The organism is Streptomyces sp. NPDC091280 (genome assembly GCF_044768565.1).
Classification (GTDB): domain Bacteria; phylum Actinomycetota; class Actinomycetes; order Streptomycetales; family Streptomycetaceae; genus Streptomyces.
In genome coordinates this window covers 95,633-114,855 of sequence record NZ_JBIVUZ010000007.1, presented here as the reverse complement: position 1 = coordinate 114,855, position 19,223 = coordinate 95,633, and the positions used below count along the sequence as shown (strand labels likewise).

Here is a 19,223-nt window from a genome sequence, read left to right as displayed (position 1 = left end):
ACCCCCTGCCGTCTCCATCCCCTTCCCCAGGGAGATCCATGGTTCCCGCTCCGCTCGCCCGGCCCCTCGACTCCGACCCCGTCCTGCTCGGCGGGGAGAACCGCTCCGGCACCACCCTGCTGAGCATCATGCTGGACTCGCACCCCGCCCTCACGGTCGGCCCGGAGATCGACTTCCCCGAACCCCCCGACCTGGGACCGCACATCCTCCAGGTCTGCGACCTGATGGACCGCGGCGACCCCCGCGTGGCCGGCACCACCAAGGAGACCATCGACCCCGACTGGTACGACGGCATGCACTTCACCGTGCAGTGCGAACGCTCCGGTCTCACCCGCGCCGAACTGCGCACCCTGGTAGCCGACTTGATGGCCGCACGCGGCACCGACCTGTCCGCGCCGGACGACCGCTGCCGACTCATCGAGGCCATCGGCGAATTGCGCCGCGTCCACACCGGCGCCCGCCGCTGGGGCCTCAAGCTCCAGCGCAAGATCCAGGACGTCGCCGCCTACGCCGACATCTGGCCGCACGCCCACTTCATCCACATCGTCCGCGACGGCCGGGACCTGGCCGCCTCCCACCTCAAGACGGTCCCCGACTGGGGCTACCGCTCCGTCACCGAGGCCGCGCACGGCTGGCTGGACGTCGTCACCCGCGCCCACCGGGACGCACCGCCCGGCCGCTACCTGGAGATCCGCTACGAGGACCTGGTCACCCGCCCGCGCGAGACCGCCGAGCGGATGCTGGACCATCTCGGGCTGCCCTGGGACGAGGCACTGCTGCGACACGCGGAACACGAACACGCCCTGTTCAACAACCCCTGGGGCCACCCGGCCGCCGAAGCCGCAGGCAAGCCCGTCTACACCGGCCGCAACGGCCGCTATCTCCAGGACCTCACAGCGGGCGAGATCAAGGAGTTCGAACAGATCGCGGGCGAGGAGCTGCGACGCCTCGGCTACGCGCTCTCGGCCACGGGTCCGGGAAGCACCGCATGACGGACCAGGACGTCAAGGGGAAGACGGCCCATCGCCTTCCCCGCGGCTTCCATCTCCTCCTCACCGGCCAGACCGTCTCCCTCATCGGCTCCGCCGTCACCTACCTGGCGCTGCCGCTCACCGCGATCGACCTGCTCCACGCGGGCCCGTTCGAGACCGGACTGCTGCTCGCCTGCGGGCGGGCACCGTACTTGGTGTGCGGACTGCCGGCCGGAGTCCTCGTCGACCGGCTGCCGCACCGCCCGCTGCTGATGTCCGCGAACACCGTCATGGCCGTGGCCCTGGCGACCGTGCCCGTCGCGGCCCTCCTCGGGCACATCAGCCTGCTCCACCTCTACCTCACGGCGGCCGTGGTCGGCACGGCGACCGTGGTCGCCGACGTCGCCTACCTCTCCTGCGTACCGACCGTCGTCTCGCCGGACCTCCTGGTCCGGGCACAGAGCAGGCTCGAACTGGGCCAGTCCCTGGCAGTCGCTCTGGGACCGGCGCTCGCGGGATGGCTGATCGGAACGTTCTCCGCACCCACGGCGATCTTCGCCGACTCCCTCTCCTTCGTGGTGGCGACCGCCCTGTTGCCGTACATCGCCATGCGGCCCGTGCACCGGGAAGCCGCGTCCGGCACGCTGTCCGGGCTCGCCTCCGAAGCCGCGGAAGGCGTCCGCTTCGTGCTGCGCACGGCCCGGTTGCGCGCGGTCACCCTGGCCACCGCCACCCTCGTGTTCAGCTACAACGCCTACGCGGCCGTCCTGTTGCTCTACCTCACCGGGCGGCTCGGCCTCTCCGCCGGAGCCACCGGCGCGGTCATCGCGATCGGGGCGGCCGGGGGAGTGGCCGGGGCACTCGCCGCCCAGCCACTGGCCAGACGTCTCGGCCTCGGACGCACACTGACGGCCGCCCTACTGCTGAGCTGCGTCGGCGCCGTCATCACCCCGTCCGTCGCTACGGCCGGATGGGGCCCGTCGCTCTGCGTCGCCCTCTCCCAGTTCCTGCTGTGGGCAGGCCAGCAGATCTACAACGTCCACCAGGTCCCGATCCGCTATGCCCTCGCCCCGGCCGCCCTGCACGGCCGGGTCAACGCCAGCATCCGTACGGCCGTCTGGGGCCTGGCCCCCCTCGGCGCGCTGCTCGGCGGCGCCTGCGGGGCCTGGCTCGGAACCCGCGCGACCCTCCTGCTCAGCGGGGCCGCGATGGCCCTCGCCACCGTGTGGATCATCCGGTCCCCGCTGCGGACCGTACGCACACCGCACCTGGACCCGGGCACCTCCTGACCGGGCACCCCGCCCCTTCACCTCCTGGCTGGTCTCACCGTGAAGCTCACCGACATCCCCTCCCTCGACATGCCCCCGGGCCGTCCGACCGTCTGGCGGGCCACCGCCACCACCGCCTGGGCGCCCGACCCCCGACCCGCCTCCTACGTACAGCAAGCACACATGGACCACGTACTCGCCTCCGCCGGAGCCGGACCCCTGGCGCCGTCCTGGCTGGGCATCGCCTTCGACCTGCCGCCCCACCTGGATCAGCGGGCCTTCGCCGCCGCCCTCGCCGCCTGGACGGACCGCCACGAAAACCTGCGCAGCCGCCTCGTGCCGCCCGGGACGCGGCGCGAGACCCTTCCCCCCGGAGCCACGGCCGTCCACGGCACGACACTCCAGCCGTTCACCGACGGACGCCAACTCGCCCAGCAGATCGAGGAGTTGTTCGACCGGGAGGCGGGCCCGCTGCACTGGCCCGGATTCGTGTGCGTCACGGTCGACCGCGCGGACACCACGACGGTGTACCTCGCCGCCGACCACTCCCTCATGGACGGCTACTCCGTCTTCCTCGTCCCCCAAGAGATCCACGCCCTCTACACCGGCTCATCTCCCCTGCCCGAAACGGCCAGTTACCTCGACTTCGCCGCCGAGGAACGCGCCACCGTCGACGCACTCACGGCTGACGACCCCTTACTCGTCCCCTGGCGGAAGTTCCTGGCCGCCGTCGACGGCCAACTCCCCGAATTCCCCACGCCGATCAAGCACTTGGGCGCCTCTCCGCCCGACCAGCCCAGCGGCTGCCGCCACCTCCTCGACGCCCCGGGCACCCGTGCCTTCGACCGGGCCTGCCGCAGCCGCGGCGGCGACTCCTTCACCGGACTGCTGGCCTGCCTGGCCCGCATCGGCTACGAGACCACGGGCGAACCGCAGTTCAGCACGATGGCCCCCTTCCACACCCGCACCACGCCCTACCGCTCATCACTGGGCTGGTACGTGGGCATGGCCCCGATCAGCTTTCCCCTGCACGACGTCGGCTCCTTCGAACGGACCCTCCGCTCGGCGGTCGCCGGGCTGGAGGGGGTCAAGGAGATGGCGCGCGTACCCGTAGGCCGCATAACGGAGTTGCTCGGCACCCCACTCCGAGACCCGTTCATGATCTCCTACATGGACCTGCGCCTGACGCCCGGAGCCCGCGAGTGGACCGCCCGCCGCACCGTCAGCCTGCGAGGGCGCAGCAACGACGCCGACGAAGTGTATTTCTGGTTCATGCGCACCCATGAAGGCCTGACGGTGAGTTGGCGCCACCCGGCCACGGATACGGGACACGCAGCGGTGGACCGGTACATCGGGAGGCTACGGCAAGTGGTCGAGCAGATCTCCGACGCCGGGGAATGGCAGACGCCGACGACACAGTGAACCGGGATCATTTGGAGGCCCTGTGTGTCCACCCCCAACTATCCTCCGTCCAGGGACGGTTCGACGGCACCGGCGTCCAGCACCGTCACGCCCCGCACGAGCAGCGGCTCGACGCCGACCTCCAGCAACAGCCGCGTCACGATGTAGGCGGGCTCGGTCGGCGCGGATTCCTCCCCGTAGCACCTCCAGCGGATACGGCTGGTCAACCACAGCCTGTCGGTGACCTGTTGGGCATGAGGCCTGCCGAGTCGGCCGTCGAAGGCGAGCAGGGTTGTGCTGGGCACGGAGAAGTCCGTGGCGAACGGTCGCGCAGGCCTTGTGACCGTGTTCCGCACCTGCTGGGCGACCGCGTCCGAGCGCACCAGCAGGTCCAGGTCCCGGGTGTTCATCCTCACCCTGGTGCCCCAGCGCTTCAGCAGCGTGGGAACGCCGTCCCTCATCAGGCCGAGCAAGAGTGATCTGTCCGTGCCCAGGCGCTGTTCCGCTTCGGCGCGCAGGTCGGGGTGGAACGCGGAGCGCTGAGCGAAGTTGTGGTTGTCGGAGAGGAACCAGAGCATCCGGTTGTGGGCTTCGAACGCGTCGAGCAGGGTCAGCCAGACCACCGTGTCCTGGACGGCACGCTCCTCGGCCTTGCCGTCGTCTTCTCCGGTGTCCGACTGGGCGTGGCCGGGGACACGGCGGTCGGCCACCCGCTTCAAGGCTTCCTCGGCGGCGCCTTCGGGCGTCGGCAGAACGGTGAAGTACGCCTGGAGAGCGTCCAGTCGGCGTTGAGCAGCCTCCTCCGGCGGACGCTCCGTCGACGGCTGGGCATCGACAGGGGGGTGGGCGAGGTACTCGATCGCCACGGCCTGCGGCACCGCGAGCGTGTGCCCGTTCAGCCGAGCCGCCGCGTGGAGCATCCTGAACACGGCCCCGTCAGGGAAGCCGACCAGTTCGAGCTGGTCGGCGTCGAAGACGATCAGCGCTCCTCGTCTCGTGTCGGGCAGATACGGGTTGGTCGTGCGTTCCATCGATCGGTTCCTCTTCCGTGCCTTCTTCTGCGCCTTCTTCTGTTCCGCGATGAGTGACCCGCAGATGTGTCATGCAGGTGAGTCCTCGTGCTCCTGCGTCCGCTCGCGCTCGCGCTCGTCCGTCGTTCTGGAGGCCAGTCGCTCCGCCGTTCCCCGGAAGGCCGCCCACCCCAGGAACAGGCTCTCTACGGCTGCCGTGATGCCCGCCGCCAGGAACCGCCCGGAGCCTGTCGGCCGCCGGCCCATGAACAGCGGGACCTTTCCCTTGGGGTCGACGGTGAGCGTGACCGCCTGACCGACCCTCAGCTTCTCCCCGTAGATCGTGCCGGGCACCGGCCGCCCTGACGGATCCTTGAATCGCGCGGCCGAGAGGGGAGCGCTCGGCCCTTCGTCGACCCAGTAGGTGTCGCTCACCGTCGCCCGTACCTCCCGGCCCCGGTCGTGCAACGCCTGCTGATCCAGGCCCGAATAGGTCAGGTGCGTCACGGCCAGCGCGCCGATGGGCATCACGATCATCGCCAGGAGGCCCCAGCCCTCGGGCTTCTCCATGCTCGGCACCATCGTCAGGAGGACACCGAGCGCGAGGACATAGAGCAGCGGATACAGGAGCAGCGCCAGCCAGACGTTCTGCGTCACGTGCAGCAGGATGCCGACGCCGACCTCGGCGCCCAGGCACACCACCGCGGAAACCGCCAGGGCCAGCGCGGTCAGGCCCACCCGGCGGATCGGTCCGTCTATGCGTTCATCCACTGTCTTCCCCCTCCGGACACCGAACACGTTCCCCTGCTGCCGCCCGCTTCACACCGGGCCGGACCGGGGACAGGGAAAAGCACTCGGTTCCACCGCTTCGCGCGACTACCGTGCGGTGTGCAGATCGTTCACCACGAGAGGGCTGGGTCGTGCTGACCACTTCGCATCCGCCGTAGGTACCTCTGGAGAGCCCAGAGGGCCCGACGGAGGCTCTTGATGTCCAGGACTGTTCGTACGACCCCCGAGCGATTCCGCGTCCGAGACGGCGCGTCCGAGTCCATGTCCCTGTACGACCTGCGCTACCCCCACACTGAATTGGCCCGGGCGGCCCGCGAAGGCCGTCGTCCCGCTCCGACGAAGGTGCTGCGCCGGATCACCTCCTGGCAGCCGATGGTGCTCTGCTCCAGAGACGACTCGTTCTCCGCCGCGGTCGCCACGGCCGAAGGCCGGGCCCGGCTTCGGGCCCGACTCGAAGCCCAGCGGATCCGCGGACTGCACCGCGCCGGCCACGACCTCGGTGACGTCGACATCCCCCCGGTCCGCCACCGCCATGGTGAGGTCTGGCACTCCTGGTAGACACGAAGCAAGCCAGGACCGAGATACCGACACCCCGTGAGTCAGGGCAGTCGGGGCAGCTCGTCGCGGGCTGCGTGGCTGAGGATGCGCAGGTCCTCGGCGAAGCGCTCGCGGTCCTCGGCCGGCAGCGGTGCCAGGAAGTAGCGGCGGACGTTCTCCGCGTGCAGACGCGATGCCCGTACGGTCGTCTCCTCGCCGAGTGTCGTCAGGCGCACCAACCTGCCGCGTCGGTCGCCGGGGTCCTCGGCCCGCTCGACCAGTCCGGCGGCCTCCATCCGGTCCACCAGGCGGGTCGCCCCGCCCGTGGTCAGCACCTGTTCCTGTGCGATGGCCCGCATGGACAGGCCGGGGTCGCCCGCGCGTCCCAGGATGAGCAGCACCTCGAACATGAGGTGGCTGATGCCGCATTCCTGTTCCAGCGAGCGGCCCAGGATGTAGGCGAGCCGGTTCGCGGCTCCTTGCAGGCGTCCGAACGCGAGCACGAGCGGGTTGCTCGCGGCCTCCTCCGAGGTCGTGATCGGGATACCTTCGCCGCCGTTGCCGCGGCCGTCCTCACCATGCATCCACTGATCATGCCCTGAGCCCGGACCTGTGTGGGGTCACCCGTGCTTCTGGTCGTCGATGCCGGCCATCAGCGCCTGGTGGCTGCGGCGGACGTGCTCGCGCATCACGCGTTCGGCGGCGTCGCCGTCCTTGGCGAGGATCAGGTCGAGCACGCGGTGGTGCTCGTGGTCGGACTCGGTGAGGCGGCCGGGCTGTGCCAGCGAGGTGCGGACCAGACGGCCGTACGCCAACTGGTTCATCAGCGTCCGGTAGTGCGCCTCCAGCTTGCTGTTGTCGGCGCCGACGACGATCAACTCGTGGAATTCGTGCACGAGTTGGGCGTAGCGGTCGGCGTCGCCCGCGCGGACGGCTTCGTCGGCCTCGGTCATGGCGGCCTTGAGGCGGTCGACCTCGGGGACGTTGCCCCGGAAGGCGAGGAGTCGGGCGGCGGCTCCTTCGAGGAGTTCCTTCATCTGGAACAGCTCGGTGATCTCACGGCGTGACGGTGCGGCGACGAAGGTGCCGACCCGTGGTCGTACCTCCACCAGGCCCTCGATCTGGAGTTGCTTGAGCGCTTCGCGGATCGGTGTCCGGCTGACGCCGAAGGTCTCCGACAGGGTCATCTCGGAGAGCGAGGAGCCCGGCTGCAACTCACCGCTGATGATCATCTGGCGGAGCTCTTCGGCGACTCGGGCCTGCATGCTCTTCTGTTGCAGGCGCTTGGTCATCCCCGTGGGTCCTTGCATGGTACGTGACGCTAGTTGGCGGGTGGAGGGCACGTCAACCTCTTCTTCGGCCACGTTGGTGCCATGCAAGGTACGGGTCGGTTCACTGGAAGGCCGGGATGACTTCCTTGATGAACAGCTCCAGCGATCCGCGCTTCTCCTCGTGCGACATGCTGTTGTCGATCCAGAAGCTGTACTCGTCGACGCCGAGCGCCTTGTAGGAGCGCAGCCGGTCGACGACCTCGGCCGGGGTGCCGATCATCGCGGTCCTGTGCAGCGATTCCGGCTGGAACTCGGGGCGGCCCTCGAACTTCGACTCGGGGCTGGGGTCGAGGAACCCGTTGCGCGGGCTGGTGGCGTTGCCGAACCAGGCGTCGAACGTGCGGTAGAAGCGGTTGATCGCCTCGGCGGCCGGACGCCAGCCCTCGGGCTCGTCAGGGGAGTGGACGTGCGTGTGCCGCAGCACCATCAGATCGGGGCGCGGCACCTCGGGGTGAGCGGCCACGGCGGTGTCGAACTTCCGCTTCAGATCGGCGACTTCCTCGTCCCCCTTCATCAGCGGGGTGACCATGACGTTGCAGCCCTGCGCCACGGCGAAGTCGTGGGAGGCGGGGTCGCGCGCGGCGATCCACATCGGAGGAGTGGGCTGCTGCACCGGCTTGGGCACACTGGTCGACAGCGGGAACTGCCAGATCTCGCCGTCGTGCGCGTAGTCGCCCTGCCACAACGCCCGTACGGCGGGCACCAGTTCACGTAGATGCTTGCCACCGTCGGCGGCCGGCAGCCCGCCCGCCAAGCGGTCGAACTCGAACTGGTAGGCACCCCGGGCGAGTCCGACCTCCATACGGCCATTGCTGATCACGTCCAACAGCGCGCATTCACCGGCGACACGGATCGGATTCCAGAACGGCGCGATGATGGTCCCCGCGCCCAGCCGGATCGTCGAGGTCTTCGCGGCCAGATGCGCGAGCAGCGGCATCGGACTCGGCGAGATCGTGTACTCCATGCCGTGGTGCTCGCCGATCCACACGGTGCTGAACCCGCCCGCCTCGGCCATGAGGGCCAACTCGGAGAGATTCTCGAACAGTTGCCGGTGGCTGACCTCCTCGTCCCAGCGCTCCATGTGCACGAACAACGAAAACCTCATGGCTGCTCCTCGTGTGGTGCGGGTGCTGCGGGTGTTGCCTGCGGTGCGGGTACGACGTGCGGTGCGGATACGACGTGCGGTGCGGGGGAACCGACACCTCGCATGTCAGCTCCGCATCGTGAACGGATCGGCCACGGGCTCCTCGCTCGTGTTGATCCAGACGCTCTTGAGGCGGGTGTACTCCTTCATCGTCTCGGTGCCGTGCTCGACGCCGACGCCGCTCGTCTTGAAGCCCTGGCGCGGTGACATCGGGGACATCGCCCGGTAGGTGTTGACCCAGATCGTCCCGGCGTCGAGCCGTGCCGCCATCCGGTGCGCCCTTGCGAGGCTGGTTGTCCAGACGCCTGCCGCGAGCCCGTACTCGGTGTCGTTGGCCAGGCGGACCACCTCCTCCTCGGTGTCGAAGGGCATGACCGCCAGGACGGGACCGAAGATCTCCTCCCGTACGACACGCATGCTGTTGTCGACGTCCACGAGGATCGTGGGCTCGTAGAAGTAGCCGCCGAGACCGCCGTCGCTCGCGTGTCCGCCGGTCAGCACGCGGGCGCCCTCCTCGCGGCCGAGGTCCACGTACCCGGCCACCTTGTCCCGCTGCTCGGCGAAGGCCAGCGGGCCCAACTCGGTCTCGTCGTCCAGCGGATCGCCGATGCGGATGCTCTTCGCGCGCTCGGCCACCCGGTCCAGGAGTTCGTCGTAGACGGACCGGTGGGCGAACACCCGGCTGCCGGCGATGCAGGTCTGTCCTGCGGCGGCGAAGATGCCGGCGACGACACCCATGGCCGCGTTCGGGAGGTTGGCGTCCTCGAACACGATGTTGGGGGACTTGCCGCCGAGTTCGAGGGTCGAGCCGATGAAGCGGCTGGCGGTCGCGGCGGCGATCCGGGCCCCGGTGGCGGTACTGCCGGTGAAGGAGATCTTCGCCAGGTCGCGGTGGTCGACCAGGGCCTGCCCGGCCTCGGCGCCGAACCCGGTGACGACGTTGACCGCGCCGGGCGGGAACCCCGCCTCCAGTGCCAGTTCGGCGAGCCTGAGTACCGTGGCCGAGGTGTGCTCCGAAGGCTTGATCACCACGGTGTTGCCTGCGCAGAGCGCGGGCGCGAGCTTGCTGCTGGTCAGCGTGAGCGGGGAGTTCCAGGGGGTGATCGCCCCGACGACGCCCAGTGGCTCCCGGGCGGTGTAGTTCAGCACCGCGCGGTCGGAGGTGGGGATGAAGTCGCCGTGGATCTTGTCCGCCAGCCCGGCGTAATAGAAGTAGTACTCCGGCAGGGTCGCCAGCTGGCCGCGCATCTCGCGCAGCAGCTTGCCGTTGTCCTGCGTCTCCATCCGGGCCAGGTCTTCGGCGTTCTCGGCGATGAGGTCCCCGAGCCGGCGCAGCAGACGGCCGCGTCGGGTCTGGCTGAGGTCGCGCCAGCGGGCGTCCTCGAACGTCGTGCGCGCGGCGGCGACCGCCCGGTCGATGTCGACGGCGTTCCCGCGTGCCGCCTGGTAGAGCGGCTGTCGTGTGGCCGGGTTGGCGCTCTCGAAGTACTCGCCCGACGCGGGTTCGACCCACGCCCCGCCGATGAAGTGCTGCCACTGGGTGAGGTCAGGCATGTGCGCCCTCTCCGATGAATCGGATGAATCAGTTGAATCAGTTGAATCGGATGATGTCGATGAAGGTGACGAGGGAGTCGACGAACGCCTCGGGACGCTCGACGGGGAGCATGTGCCGCGCGCCGGGGACGACCACGGCACGGCAGTCCGGCAGCGCCGACGCCAGGCGGCGGGTCATCTCGGGGGTGGAACCGGGATCGTCCTCACCCGTGACGGCCAGCGCGGGTACGGCGATGGCACCCAGGTGGGGCGCCAACTCCGCGTCCGCCGTGGCGAACACGCGGTAGCAGTTGAGGAAGGAGCCGACGTCGTTGGCGCGCAGGGTGGCCTCGGTGCGGGCGACCTGCGCGGGATCGACGTCGGCTCCCGCGTACCAGCGGTCGAGGGACGCGGTGGCGCTCGCCGCGAAGTCGGTCTCCGCGTTGCGCAGCCGGGCGAGGACCGACTCCCTTTCGCCGGGCGTTCGTTGGCACACCGAGCTGACCGAGGTCAGTGTGGCCGCCAACTCCGGTCGGTACAGCGCCACATGCTGGGCGACGAGCGCCCCCAGCGAGAACCCGACCAGATGCGAGCCCGCCGGGATCTCCTCCACGACACCGTCGGCCAGGTCCGCGAGCGACACCCCGTCCTTCGCCGGAGGGCGGGTGCCGTGTCCCGGCAGATCGGGGGTGAGCACGGTGAACCGGTCGGCCAGGCGCGCGGCGGCGGGCTCCCACATGGAGTGGTCGAGCCCGACACCGTGCAGCAGCACGATCGTCGGCTTGCTCATACGGGCCTACTGCTCGGTCGACAGCGGCGCCAGCCGGGCCTGCGGGCGCCCCTGGGAGGCGGCGGCCAGCCCGATCACGATCTCGTCCGCGCGGGGCCCGTCCGGCACCCGGGCCTCGATGCTCTGGTGGTGGGAGCGGATCGTCGCGTCCGTGATGTGCTTGAGCGGGATGTCGAAGACCGTACCGGCCGCCGCCCGCTTCTCCACCGCGGGCAGCAGCGTGGTCGCGTTCGCGGCCTTGCGGAAGTGGTCGCCGAACTTGAGCGTGTGGATGAGCCCGGACCCGTGCTCGATCTCGCCGTCGAGCCCCACGATCGCGGCCTTGCCGTACGCCTCGACGGGCGCGCCGAGGGCCTCGACCACGCGCGGTGCGAGCAGCTCGCCGAGCTGGGGCGCGATCTCGTCGATCCCGGGCAGCAGGTCGTCGACGAAGCCCTGTCCCGCCCAGGGGTTCTCGATCACGGCGAGGACGACCGCCGTACGGGCGGGCGGGTCGACCGGGCGTCCTCCCTCGGTGTGGATGTCCTCGGTGAAGGTGATGATCTTGCGGACGTTCATCGGGCGTTCTCCAGGTCGGCGAGACGGACGAGGGGGTCGGTGCGGCGGTCTCCGATCCGGGCGTTGGGCCGCGGCCCCGACGACGCGGCGGCGATCACCAGGATCTCGTCGGGCCGGGGTGCGTCGGGGATCCGGATCTGGACGGTCTGGTAGTGGGAGCGGGTCGCGGCGGCCGTCTTGTGCCACAGCGGCACGGTCAGCGCCTCGCCCGCCGGCAGCCGGTCGTCGCTGAACACGATGATCGACGTGCCCTCGGTCAGCTCACGAAGGACGTTACCGAAGTACGGCGTGTGGATCAGTGCTCCGCCGTGCTCGATCTCCCCGTCCAGACCGACCACGGCCGCCTTGCCGAAGGCCTCGACACGGTCCACACCGCCCAGCGTCTCGATCAGCCTGTCGGTCAGCAGTCGGCCCAACTCCGGTGCGACGGCCTCGACTTCGGGCTGAAGGTCACCGACGAAGCCGCGCCCGGCCCACGGGTTCCGGATCACCGCAGCCGCGGCGACCCGCCGTACCGGAGTGGCGACCGGCCGCCCGAGTTCGAGCAGGACCTCGTCGACGACGGTGACCACTTTCCGTACCAGGCGGCTCATGCGAGGACCCCTGGGATACGGAGGTTCGAGAACCTCATGAACGGTCCTTCCTGTTGCGGCTCTGCCATGCAAGCGAGGCTAGGGTCGCTCGGTGAACTCCGTCAAGGGTCAACACTTTCGAAACGCGATTGACCACTGCATTTGATGCGCGACCTGGGATTCCCGCATTTTTCCGCGTGAGGTATTGACACCACATAGCGCCCTCCCTACCGTCCTCTGCCATACAAGAGCTCCACGGATGGGAACGCTATGAGTCGCACTCTCGACCGCGCCGCCACTCCCGCAGACCGCATCTCGCACCTCCGCTCCACCTGGCGGGCCGCCTGGGACCAGGGCCAGGTGGACGCCCTGGACGAACTGCTCAGCCCCTCCTACGTCCGCCGCCGCGGACCCGCGTCCGCCGGGCAGGGCCGGGACCAGTTCAAGGACTCCATCCGTGCCATGCGCGACGCGTTCCCCGATCTGCGCACCGAGATCGAGGACATCGTCGAGGACGGCGACCGGGTGGCGATCCGCTGGCGCAGCACCGGCCGGCACACCGGCGCCTTCCTCGGAGTGCCGCCCACCGGGAAGCCCGTCGAGGTCTCCGGCGCGACCTTCGCGCGCTACGACGGCGCCTCGGTCGCCGAGGAGTGGGTGACCTTCGACTCCGGGCAGCTGCTCGAAGCGCTCGGCATCATCACCACGGGCCAGCAGGCGGCCGTCGACGCCGACCTGGTGCGCGGGGTGCACCGCAAGTTCATCACCGGCGTCACGGTGGTGACCACCGACGACGACGGCACCCCGCGAGGTCTCGCGGTCAACGCCTTCTCCAGCATCTCCCTCGACCCGCCCATGGTGCTGGTCTGCGTCCAGCGCAGCTCCTCCACCCATCCCGCGCTGCACCGCGCGAGTCACCTGGGCATCAGCATCCTGTCCGCCGGCCAGCTCGACGTGGCGAAGACCTTCGCCTCCAAGGGCGACGACAAGTTCGCCCAAGTCGACTGGGCGCCGGGCGAGTTCGGGGCCCCGCTGCTCGACGGCTCCTGCGCCCGGCTGGAGGTGGAGATCGGCCAGCGCCTCGAAGCGGGCAGCCACACCGTGTTCACCGGCCGGGTCGTCTCCGCCCGCCACGACGACCTCGCCCCGCTGGTCTACAGCGGCGGCGGCTTCTTCGACATCTCGCACACGGCGCCACTGCCGTGGTGAGCCTCCTCCTCCCCGGGAGCAACGCATGACAGAAGGAACACCGGCGCCCGTCTACGGGAGTGCGGTCACCAAGGTCGAACCGTTCGGCGTCGACCACATCCCCGACAACGAGCGCCACGGCAGGCCGAGTTCGCAGTTCTTCGTCTGGTTCGCCGCCGGCCTCAACTTCCCGATCATCCTGCTCGGATTCAGCGCGGCCTGGTTCGGGATGAGCTTCGGCGCCGCCGTCACCGCGATCGTCGTCGGCGCCGCGCTCGGCTCCGTGCTCATGGCCGTGATGTCCCGCATGGGCGTCCGGCTCGGGGTGCCGCAGCAGATCCAGGCCCGTGGCCCGCTCGGCTTCTTCGGCAACTTCGTGCCCGTCGCCTACATCAACGTGTTCGCCGGGGTCGGCTGGGCCTCCGTCACCGTCATCCTGGGCGGCAAGGCCTTCGCCGAACTGACCCATCTGCCGTACTGGCTCTGCGCGTTGGTGCTCACCGCCGTGGAGCTGGTGGTGTCGATCTACGGCTACAACATGATCAACTACCTCCAGCGGGTACTGACTTACGTCCTCACCCCGCTGTTCCTGCTGATCACCGTCGTCGCCGTGGTCCGGGGCGGCAGCTTCTTCCACGCCGACTCCTCCGCCGCCGGATACATCGGCTCCACCGGCGGCTGGGTCACCTTCTGCGGCTGGTTCCTGTCCTTCCTCGTGGCCTGGGCACCCTTCGCCTCCGACTACTCCCGCTACCTCCCGGACACGCCCGAGGTCGTCAGCCGCACCGCCTGGTACACCGGCCTCGGCAACTTCGTCACCATCGCCTGGCTGGGCATCCTCGGCGTGGTCGTCGGCGGCAGCGCGAGCAGCTCCGACTCGATCACGGCCCTGCACGAACTGGCCGGCCCGTTCGCCGTCCCCGCCCTGCTCGCCGTGGGTCTCTCCGCGCTGGCACAGAACTTCCTCAACGTCTACGGCGGCGCGATCTCCGTCCAGACGCTGAAGATCCCGGTCACCCGCGCCCAGGCGGTCACCGTCATCTGTCTGCTGGCCTACGGGATCAGCCTGTGGGGCGAGTCGGGCACGGAGGACAAGTTCAAGGTCTTCCTCAACCTCACCGCCTATTTCATCGCCCCCTTCGCGGCCGTCCTGCTCCTCGACTTCTATCTCGGCGGCCGGTCCGACCCGTCCCGGATCGCCGAACTCTACGACCGCCGCCGGGTGTTGGACTGGGGCTTCGTAGCCTGGGCCGGAGGCGTCGCCGCCTCGGTACCGTTCTGGCAGTCCAGCTTCTACACCGGGCCCTTCTCGAAGGCGTATCCCGGCGCGGGCGACCTGAGCATGTTCGTCGCGGCCGGCGTGGGCAGCGTCCTGTACCTGCTGACGTACCGACTGAAGCCGCTGTGGGTGAGGGACACCGGAGACACGGGCGATGCCGGGGACAGCGGGAACACCGGAGACAACCTGGCCGCACGTCCGTCAGCGGCGGACCTGGACCGTTCCAGGACGGTGGCCGGGCAGGACCGCTGACGACATGTCGACTCATGGCTGAACCGGGCGGCACCGGGATCTCCCGGCGCCGCCCGGCCTGTTGACCGTCCGCACGGACACCTGGGGCCCCTCCGTCTCTCCCCCCCCGGGGGGCAGCAGTACGGCCCGCCGGACGGTGGGGTTACCCACACCTTCGGGCAGGGGGCGTACCGCAGTGACCGGCCCGGCCCCGGGGCCGCATGCTGGCACTCCCGGTATGGCGTCGACCGGGCCCCGCCACGCCCCGGCTCGCACAGCTCGCACAGTCCGAAGGATTCTCCGTGCCCCGCCACTCACTCGAAGCGCTGTCCTCGCGATCGTCCGGACGCGCGGTCACCCTGCTCACCGCTGTCGCCGCGCTGCTCCTCCCGGCAGCCTTCCTCGCACCGAAGTCGCTCGCGGCGAACAGCTCGGAGAGTGGCTATGCCCACCAACACACCCTCATCGACGCGGTCGGCAAAGCATTCATCGGCTACTGGAATTCCGGCGAGCGGGAATTCACCCCCGAAATGCGGCAGGTCGTCGACTACTGGTTCCGGTTCCACGCCATCAAGGCCGGAATCTCCCTGGCGCTGCTCATCGTGCTCGTCGTACTCGGCCGCCGGATCGGCAGAATGTATGTCGCGGCCGACAAATCCGGGCGCGTCACAAGGGCCGGGCTGGCATCGGGCGGAGTGCTCACCCTGGCTCTCGCCGTACTGGCCCTGGTACTGGTCATCGCCAACGTCCAGGGCGCCGTGGCACCCTTCACCTCGGCACTGTCGCTCATGCCCGTCGCCGCACCCCACGGACAACTCGCCGGGACACTCGCACAGGTCCGGGAGCAATTGCGCGCATCGCGGGAGACGGGTCATCGCAGCCCACCCGCAGTCGACATGATGGTCGGGGACTTCGCCCGCTATCACGAAGCGGTGGTCGTGATGTCGGCGGTTCTGGTGCTGGTGTTCATCGGCCTCAGCGCTGTGCTGTGGAAAAGGTTCATGAGCACGGGACCTTCCGACCGACGGCCGGGACGGCGCGCACGGGGCTGGTTCGCTGCTCTCGCGACGTTCTTCTCGCTGCTCGTGGCTGTCCTCCTCGTCGCCAATCTCTCGAATGCCGCGCACCCGGCGGCAGGGCTCGCGGGCTTCTTCGCGGGCGGATTCTGACAACTCCCGGTTGTGGTAAGCCTCCAGAGGAAACGCACCCGACGTGCACGCCGCTGACCGCTCGCCGCTCGCCGCTCGCCGTGCACCCCTCGCGCCTGGCAGCGCCTCCTCAACTCGTCCCGCCCCGCGCTGCCTTGAATCGTTGTCGTTTCTATTGACCTCAGTTCGGAAGGCGAACTACGGTTCCCGCACTTGCCGTTATTGAAACGATTCAACAGCCGCTCACCCATGACCAGTTGGGGTTGAACCATGCACGAAAACCACCCGCAGCGTGCCGGTGCGACGCGTCGATCGGTGCTCGCCGCCGGTCTGTCGACAGGCGTTCTGGCGGCCCTCGGCCCGGCGGCGACCGCCTCCGCTTCCGCCTCTACTTCCGCCTCCGAATCCGCTTCCGCCTCCGTCCCCGTCTCCGGGGCGGCCCGCTCCACCGGGGCCGCGCCCACGGCGAGTTGGTTCGCGGGGCCGGCCAAAGCGGTGCGGCCCAGGTTCCGTTGGTGGTGGCCGGACGGGCTGGTGGACCCGGTGGAGATCGCGCGGGAGGTGGACCGGATGGCCGACGCGGGCTTCGGCGGCGCCGAGATCGCGGCCGTGCACCACAGCATCACCGACACCTCCGTACTGGACACCGCCCACCACGGGTGGGGGAGCGCGGCCTGGCGCGAGGGTGTGACGGCCGCGCTGCGCCAGGCCGCCCGGCGCGGACTGACCATCGACCTCACCCTCGGCCCGAGTTGGCCCGTCGCCGTGCCCGGAGTCACGCCCGACGACGATGCCGCCGTAAAGGAACTCGCCTACGGCAAGGCCACGTTGACCGGCGGGGCGCCCTACGACGGTCCGGTACCGGCCTCCGTGTACCCGGCTGCCTCGGGCGTCACCGCGCAGAAGCTGTTCGCCGTGCAGGCCGCCCGGGTCAACACCGCCTACTCCAGCGGCAAGGCGACCGGCCTGGACGCCGACAGCGTCACCGACCTGACCGGCCTCGTCTCGGGCGGCAGCCTCAGCTGGACCCCGCCCGACACGGCGACCTGGGTGATCCTGGCGTACTGGCAGCGCGGCTCGGGCCAGCAGCCCGAAGCGGGGCCGCACTCCTCGCCCGCCGCGTACGTCGTCGACCACTTCAGCGCGGCCGGGACCGCCGCCGTCACCCGCTACTGGGACGCCACGATCCTGGACTCCACCCTCCGCGCACTCCTCAGGACGGCGGGCGGCACCTTCTTCGAGGACTCCGTGGAGTTGGAGACCAAGGGCCTCCAGTGGACGCCCGGCCTGCCCGCCGCGTTCCGTGAGCACACCGGACGCGAACTGCTGCCGTATCTCCCGGCCGTCGTCCTCGACAAGGGCAACCAGATCTTCGCCTTCGAGGCCCGCCTCACCCAGGAGATCCGGCACGACTTCTGGGAGACCGTCTCCGGCCTGTTCAACAAGCACCACCTCGGGGCGCTCAAGACCTGGGCGCACGGGCACGGCATGAAGCTCCGTTCCCAGCCCTACGGCCTCCAGACCGACGCCATCGCCTCGGCGGCCCTGCTCGACGTCCCCGAGGGCGAGTCGCTCGGCTTCAAGAACCTCGACGACTACCGCTGCCTGGCCGGCGGACGCGACATGGCGGGCCACCGCGTCCTGTCCTGCGAGGCGGGCGCGTACGCGGGCGGCGCCTACAACACCACCTGGGACAAGTTCCTGCGCACCATGGGCGGGGCGTACGCGGCGGGCGTCAACCAGACCGTGATCCACGGCTTCTCCTACGCCACCGCGCCGGGCGTCAGCTGGCCCGGCTTCGCCGCGTTCAGCCCGTACGGCGGGGCTCCGGGATACGGCGAGTCATGGGGGCCGAGACAGCCGACGTGGCGCCACGTTCCCGACATCACCGACTACCTCGGCCGTGTCCACCAGGTGCTCCAGTCGGGGGCCGCCCGCGCCGACATCGCCGTCTTCCGGCAGACCGGCTACACGGCGACCGGCATCGGCGCCTCCTGGCTGACCTCCACGGGCATCCCGCTCGGCTGGACCCACCAGTTCCTCAGCGGCCCCCTGCTCGACCTGCCCACGGCGAAGGTCTCCGGCCGACGCCTCGCACCCGACGGCCCTGCCTACAAGGCCCTGTTCCTAGAAGGCGACTTCTTCTACGGCTCGAACCCCACGCTGGCCGTCGCCGACGCCCGCAAGCTCCTGGAGTTCGCCCGCGCGGGCCTGCCCACCGTGCTCCTCGGCGCCTTCGACCAGGCGCTCACCCCAGGTCTCCCCGACGACGGGGAACAGGCCGAACTCCGTTCCCTCACCGCCGAGTTGCTCGCTCTGCCGAACGTCCGCCGGATCACCGACAAGACCCTCGTCGGCGCCGCGTTCGCGGAACTCGGCGTGACCTCCGACGTCGTCCACTCCGTGCCGTCGACCCTGCTGAACGCCCACCGGGTCACCGACGACGCCGACTTCTACTACCTGTGCAACGGCAAGCACGCCGAGACCGTCAAGCCCGCCGTGGCCCTCATCGACCACGACGTCACGCTGCGCGCCACCCACCGCAAGGGATCGGGCGCGGTCCCGTACCTGCTGGACCCGTGGAGCGGCCGGGTCACCCGGCTCGCCCAATACACCCAGGACGGCGACGAGTTCACCTTCCGGGTCACCCTCCAGCCGGGGGAGACCCTCGTCGTCGCGCTCGGCGGCCCCGGGCTGTTCGGGGAGCACTGCGGCAACCGCCCGCACGCGGTGGGCACCGACGCGGACAGCGTGCTGTTCTTGGACGGATCACTCGTCGTGCGGTCCTCCACGCCCGGGACCCGCACCACCACCCTGTCGACGGGCCGCAAGGTCACCACGAAGGTCCCCGAGGTACCGGCGGCCTTCACCCTCGACCAGTGGACTCTGTCCGTCGAGGACTGGCGGCCCGGAGCGACCGCGACCACCACCGAGATCGTCCCGCACACCCTCGCGCTCGACGCCCTGCTGCCGTGGTCCCAGATCCCCGAACTCGCCGACGTGGGCGGCATCGGCCGCTACCGCACGACCGTCACCCTCCCCGACACCTGGACCTCGGACACCGGCGCCCTGCTCCGGCTGGGCAGCGTCAGCGACACCTGCCGGGTCACCGTCAACGGGACACGCCTCGACCCCGTGGACCGACTCAATCCCGGGGTGGACCTCGGCGGCCATCTGCGCCGGGGCGCCAACACGATCGAGGTCGAGGTGGCCACCCCGCTGTTCAACCGGCTGCGCATCAGCAACCCCACGGTGTTCGGCCCGTCCGCGCGACAGGCCTACGGTCTGGTGGGACCGGTCCAATTCGTTCCGTACGTGCAGCGGACGGTGGTCTGATCGTCGGCTACCGGCGCGGTGTGCCCCCACCGCGCCGGTACCGGCGGGTAGTAGTTCTGCACAGCCTGCGCGCGATCTCTTCACCGAAATGGCAAAGGTGGGATATCTGAAGACTAAAGTTTCTAACGTATGGTCCG

17 protein-coding genes are annotated in these 19,223 nt (G+C 69.9%); 8 read left to right on the top strand and 9 right to left on the bottom strand.

Annotated features, from left to right (window positions below; genetic code table 11):
- Positions 1-38: 38 nt before the first annotated feature.
- The 3 genes from ACIQPR_RS21795 to ACIQPR_RS21785 are packed head-to-tail and all read left to right on the top strand — an operon-like array spanning position 39 to position 3,661.
- On the top strand, positions 39-992 hold the full coding sequence (locus tag ACIQPR_RS21795; RefSeq protein WP_403650784.1) for a sulfotransferase family protein: 954 nt from the start codon (positions 39-41) through the stop codon (positions 990-992).
- Positions 989-2,260, top strand: a complete 1,272-nt coding sequence (locus tag ACIQPR_RS21790) for an MFS transporter (protein WP_403650782.1) — start codon at positions 989-991, stop codon at positions 2,258-2,260. Before ACIQPR_RS21795 ends, ACIQPR_RS21790 begins: the two co-directional genes overlap by 4 nt.
- A 39-nt stretch (positions 2,261-2,299) precedes the next feature.
- Entirely contained in the window at positions 2,300-3,661 is a 1,362-nt protein-coding gene (locus ACIQPR_RS21785) for a condensation domain-containing protein (protein ID WP_403650780.1), read from the top strand.
- Positions 3,662-3,699: 38 nt separating this feature from the next.
- Here ACIQPR_RS21785 and ACIQPR_RS21780 read toward each other — a convergent pair whose 3' ends face one another.
- Together ACIQPR_RS21780 and ACIQPR_RS21775 are read right to left on the bottom strand one after the other, a co-directional pair.
- Positions 3,700-4,671 carry a hypothetical protein gene (locus ACIQPR_RS21780; RefSeq protein ID WP_403650778.1) on the bottom strand — a complete coding sequence of 324 codons (972 nt, stop codon included), beginning with the start codon at positions 4,669-4,671 and terminating at the stop codon, positions 3,700-3,702.
- Positions 4,672-4,740: 69 nt separating this feature from the next.
- The gene (locus ACIQPR_RS21775; RefSeq protein WP_403650776.1) at positions 4,741-5,421 is read right to left on the bottom strand and encodes a hypothetical protein; all 681 of its coding nucleotides are present in this window, start codon (positions 5,419-5,421) and stop codon (positions 4,741-4,743) included.
- A 216-nt stretch (positions 5,422-5,637) separates the two neighbouring features.
- Between ACIQPR_RS21775 and ACIQPR_RS21770 the strand changes: the two genes are divergently transcribed.
- Positions 5,638-5,997, top strand: coding sequence for a hypothetical protein (locus tag ACIQPR_RS21770; protein ID WP_403650774.1), 360 nt, complete (start codon positions 5,638-5,640; stop codon positions 5,995-5,997).
- Between the two features lie 41 nt (positions 5,998-6,038).
- On the opposite strand, the gene ACIQPR_RS21765 is transcribed toward ACIQPR_RS21770, so the two are convergent.
- The 7 genes from ACIQPR_RS21765 to ACIQPR_RS21735 all read right to left on the bottom strand — a co-directional run bounded on the left by ACIQPR_RS21765 (position 6,039) and on the right by ACIQPR_RS21735 (position 11,925).
- Entirely contained in the window at positions 6,039-6,560 is a 522-nt protein-coding gene (locus ACIQPR_RS21765) for a MarR family winged helix-turn-helix transcriptional regulator (protein WP_403650773.1), read from the bottom strand.
- 36 nt (positions 6,561-6,596) lie between these two features.
- Positions 6,597-7,268 (bottom strand): GntR family transcriptional regulator, encoded by a 672-nt coding sequence (locus ACIQPR_RS21760; RefSeq protein WP_403650771.1) that lies wholly within the window; start codon positions 7,266-7,268, stop codon positions 6,597-6,599.
- A gap of 100 nt (positions 7,269-7,368) precedes the next feature.
- The gene (locus tag ACIQPR_RS21755; RefSeq protein WP_403650769.1) at positions 7,369-8,412 is read right to left on the bottom strand and encodes an LLM class flavin-dependent oxidoreductase; all 1,044 of its coding nucleotides are present in this window, start codon (positions 8,410-8,412) and stop codon (positions 7,369-7,371) included.
- Between the two features lie 105 nt (positions 8,413-8,517).
- A complete protein-coding gene (locus ACIQPR_RS21750) occupies positions 8,518-10,005 on the bottom strand; it encodes an aldehyde dehydrogenase (RefSeq protein ID WP_403650767.1) in 1,488 nt (495 codons plus the stop codon).
- A gap of 37 nt (positions 10,006-10,042) precedes the next feature.
- Entirely contained in the window at positions 10,043-10,774 is a 732-nt protein-coding gene (locus ACIQPR_RS21745) for an alpha/beta fold hydrolase (protein WP_403650765.1), read from the bottom strand.
- A 6-nt stretch (positions 10,775-10,780) separates the two neighbouring features.
- Positions 10,781-11,332, bottom strand: a complete 552-nt coding sequence (locus ACIQPR_RS21740) for an amino acid synthesis family protein (RefSeq protein ID WP_403650763.1) — start codon at positions 11,330-11,332, stop codon at positions 10,781-10,783.
- Positions 11,329-11,925, bottom strand: a complete 597-nt coding sequence (locus ACIQPR_RS21735) for an amino acid synthesis family protein (RefSeq protein WP_403650761.1) — start codon at positions 11,923-11,925, stop codon at positions 11,329-11,331. The genes ACIQPR_RS21740 and ACIQPR_RS21735 overlap by 4 nt, the downstream gene beginning before the upstream one ends.
- A 249-nt stretch (positions 11,926-12,174) precedes the next feature.
- Between ACIQPR_RS21735 and ACIQPR_RS21730 the strand changes: the two genes are divergently transcribed.
- From ACIQPR_RS21730 to ACIQPR_RS21715, 4 genes are all read left to right on the top strand, one after another.
- Positions 12,175-13,113, top strand: a complete 939-nt coding sequence (locus ACIQPR_RS21730) for a flavin reductase (protein WP_403650759.1) — start codon at positions 12,175-12,177, stop codon at positions 13,111-13,113.
- Between the two features lie 25 nt (positions 13,114-13,138).
- On the top strand, positions 13,139-14,623 hold the full coding sequence (locus tag ACIQPR_RS21725; protein WP_403650757.1) for a purine-cytosine permease family protein: 1,485 nt from the start codon (positions 13,139-13,141) through the stop codon (positions 14,621-14,623).
- A gap of 281 nt (positions 14,624-14,904) precedes the next feature.
- Positions 14,905-15,771: a hypothetical protein gene (locus ACIQPR_RS21720; protein WP_403650755.1), complete on the top strand. Its 867-nt coding sequence runs from the start codon at positions 14,905-14,907 to the stop codon at positions 15,769-15,771.
- Positions 15,772-16,020: 249 nt separating this feature from the next.
- Complete coding sequence (locus ACIQPR_RS21715) at positions 16,021-19,086, top strand: glycosyl hydrolase (protein WP_403650753.1); 3,066 nt, start codon at positions 16,021-16,023, stop codon at positions 19,084-19,086.
- Positions 19,087-19,223: the final 137 nt, after the last annotated feature.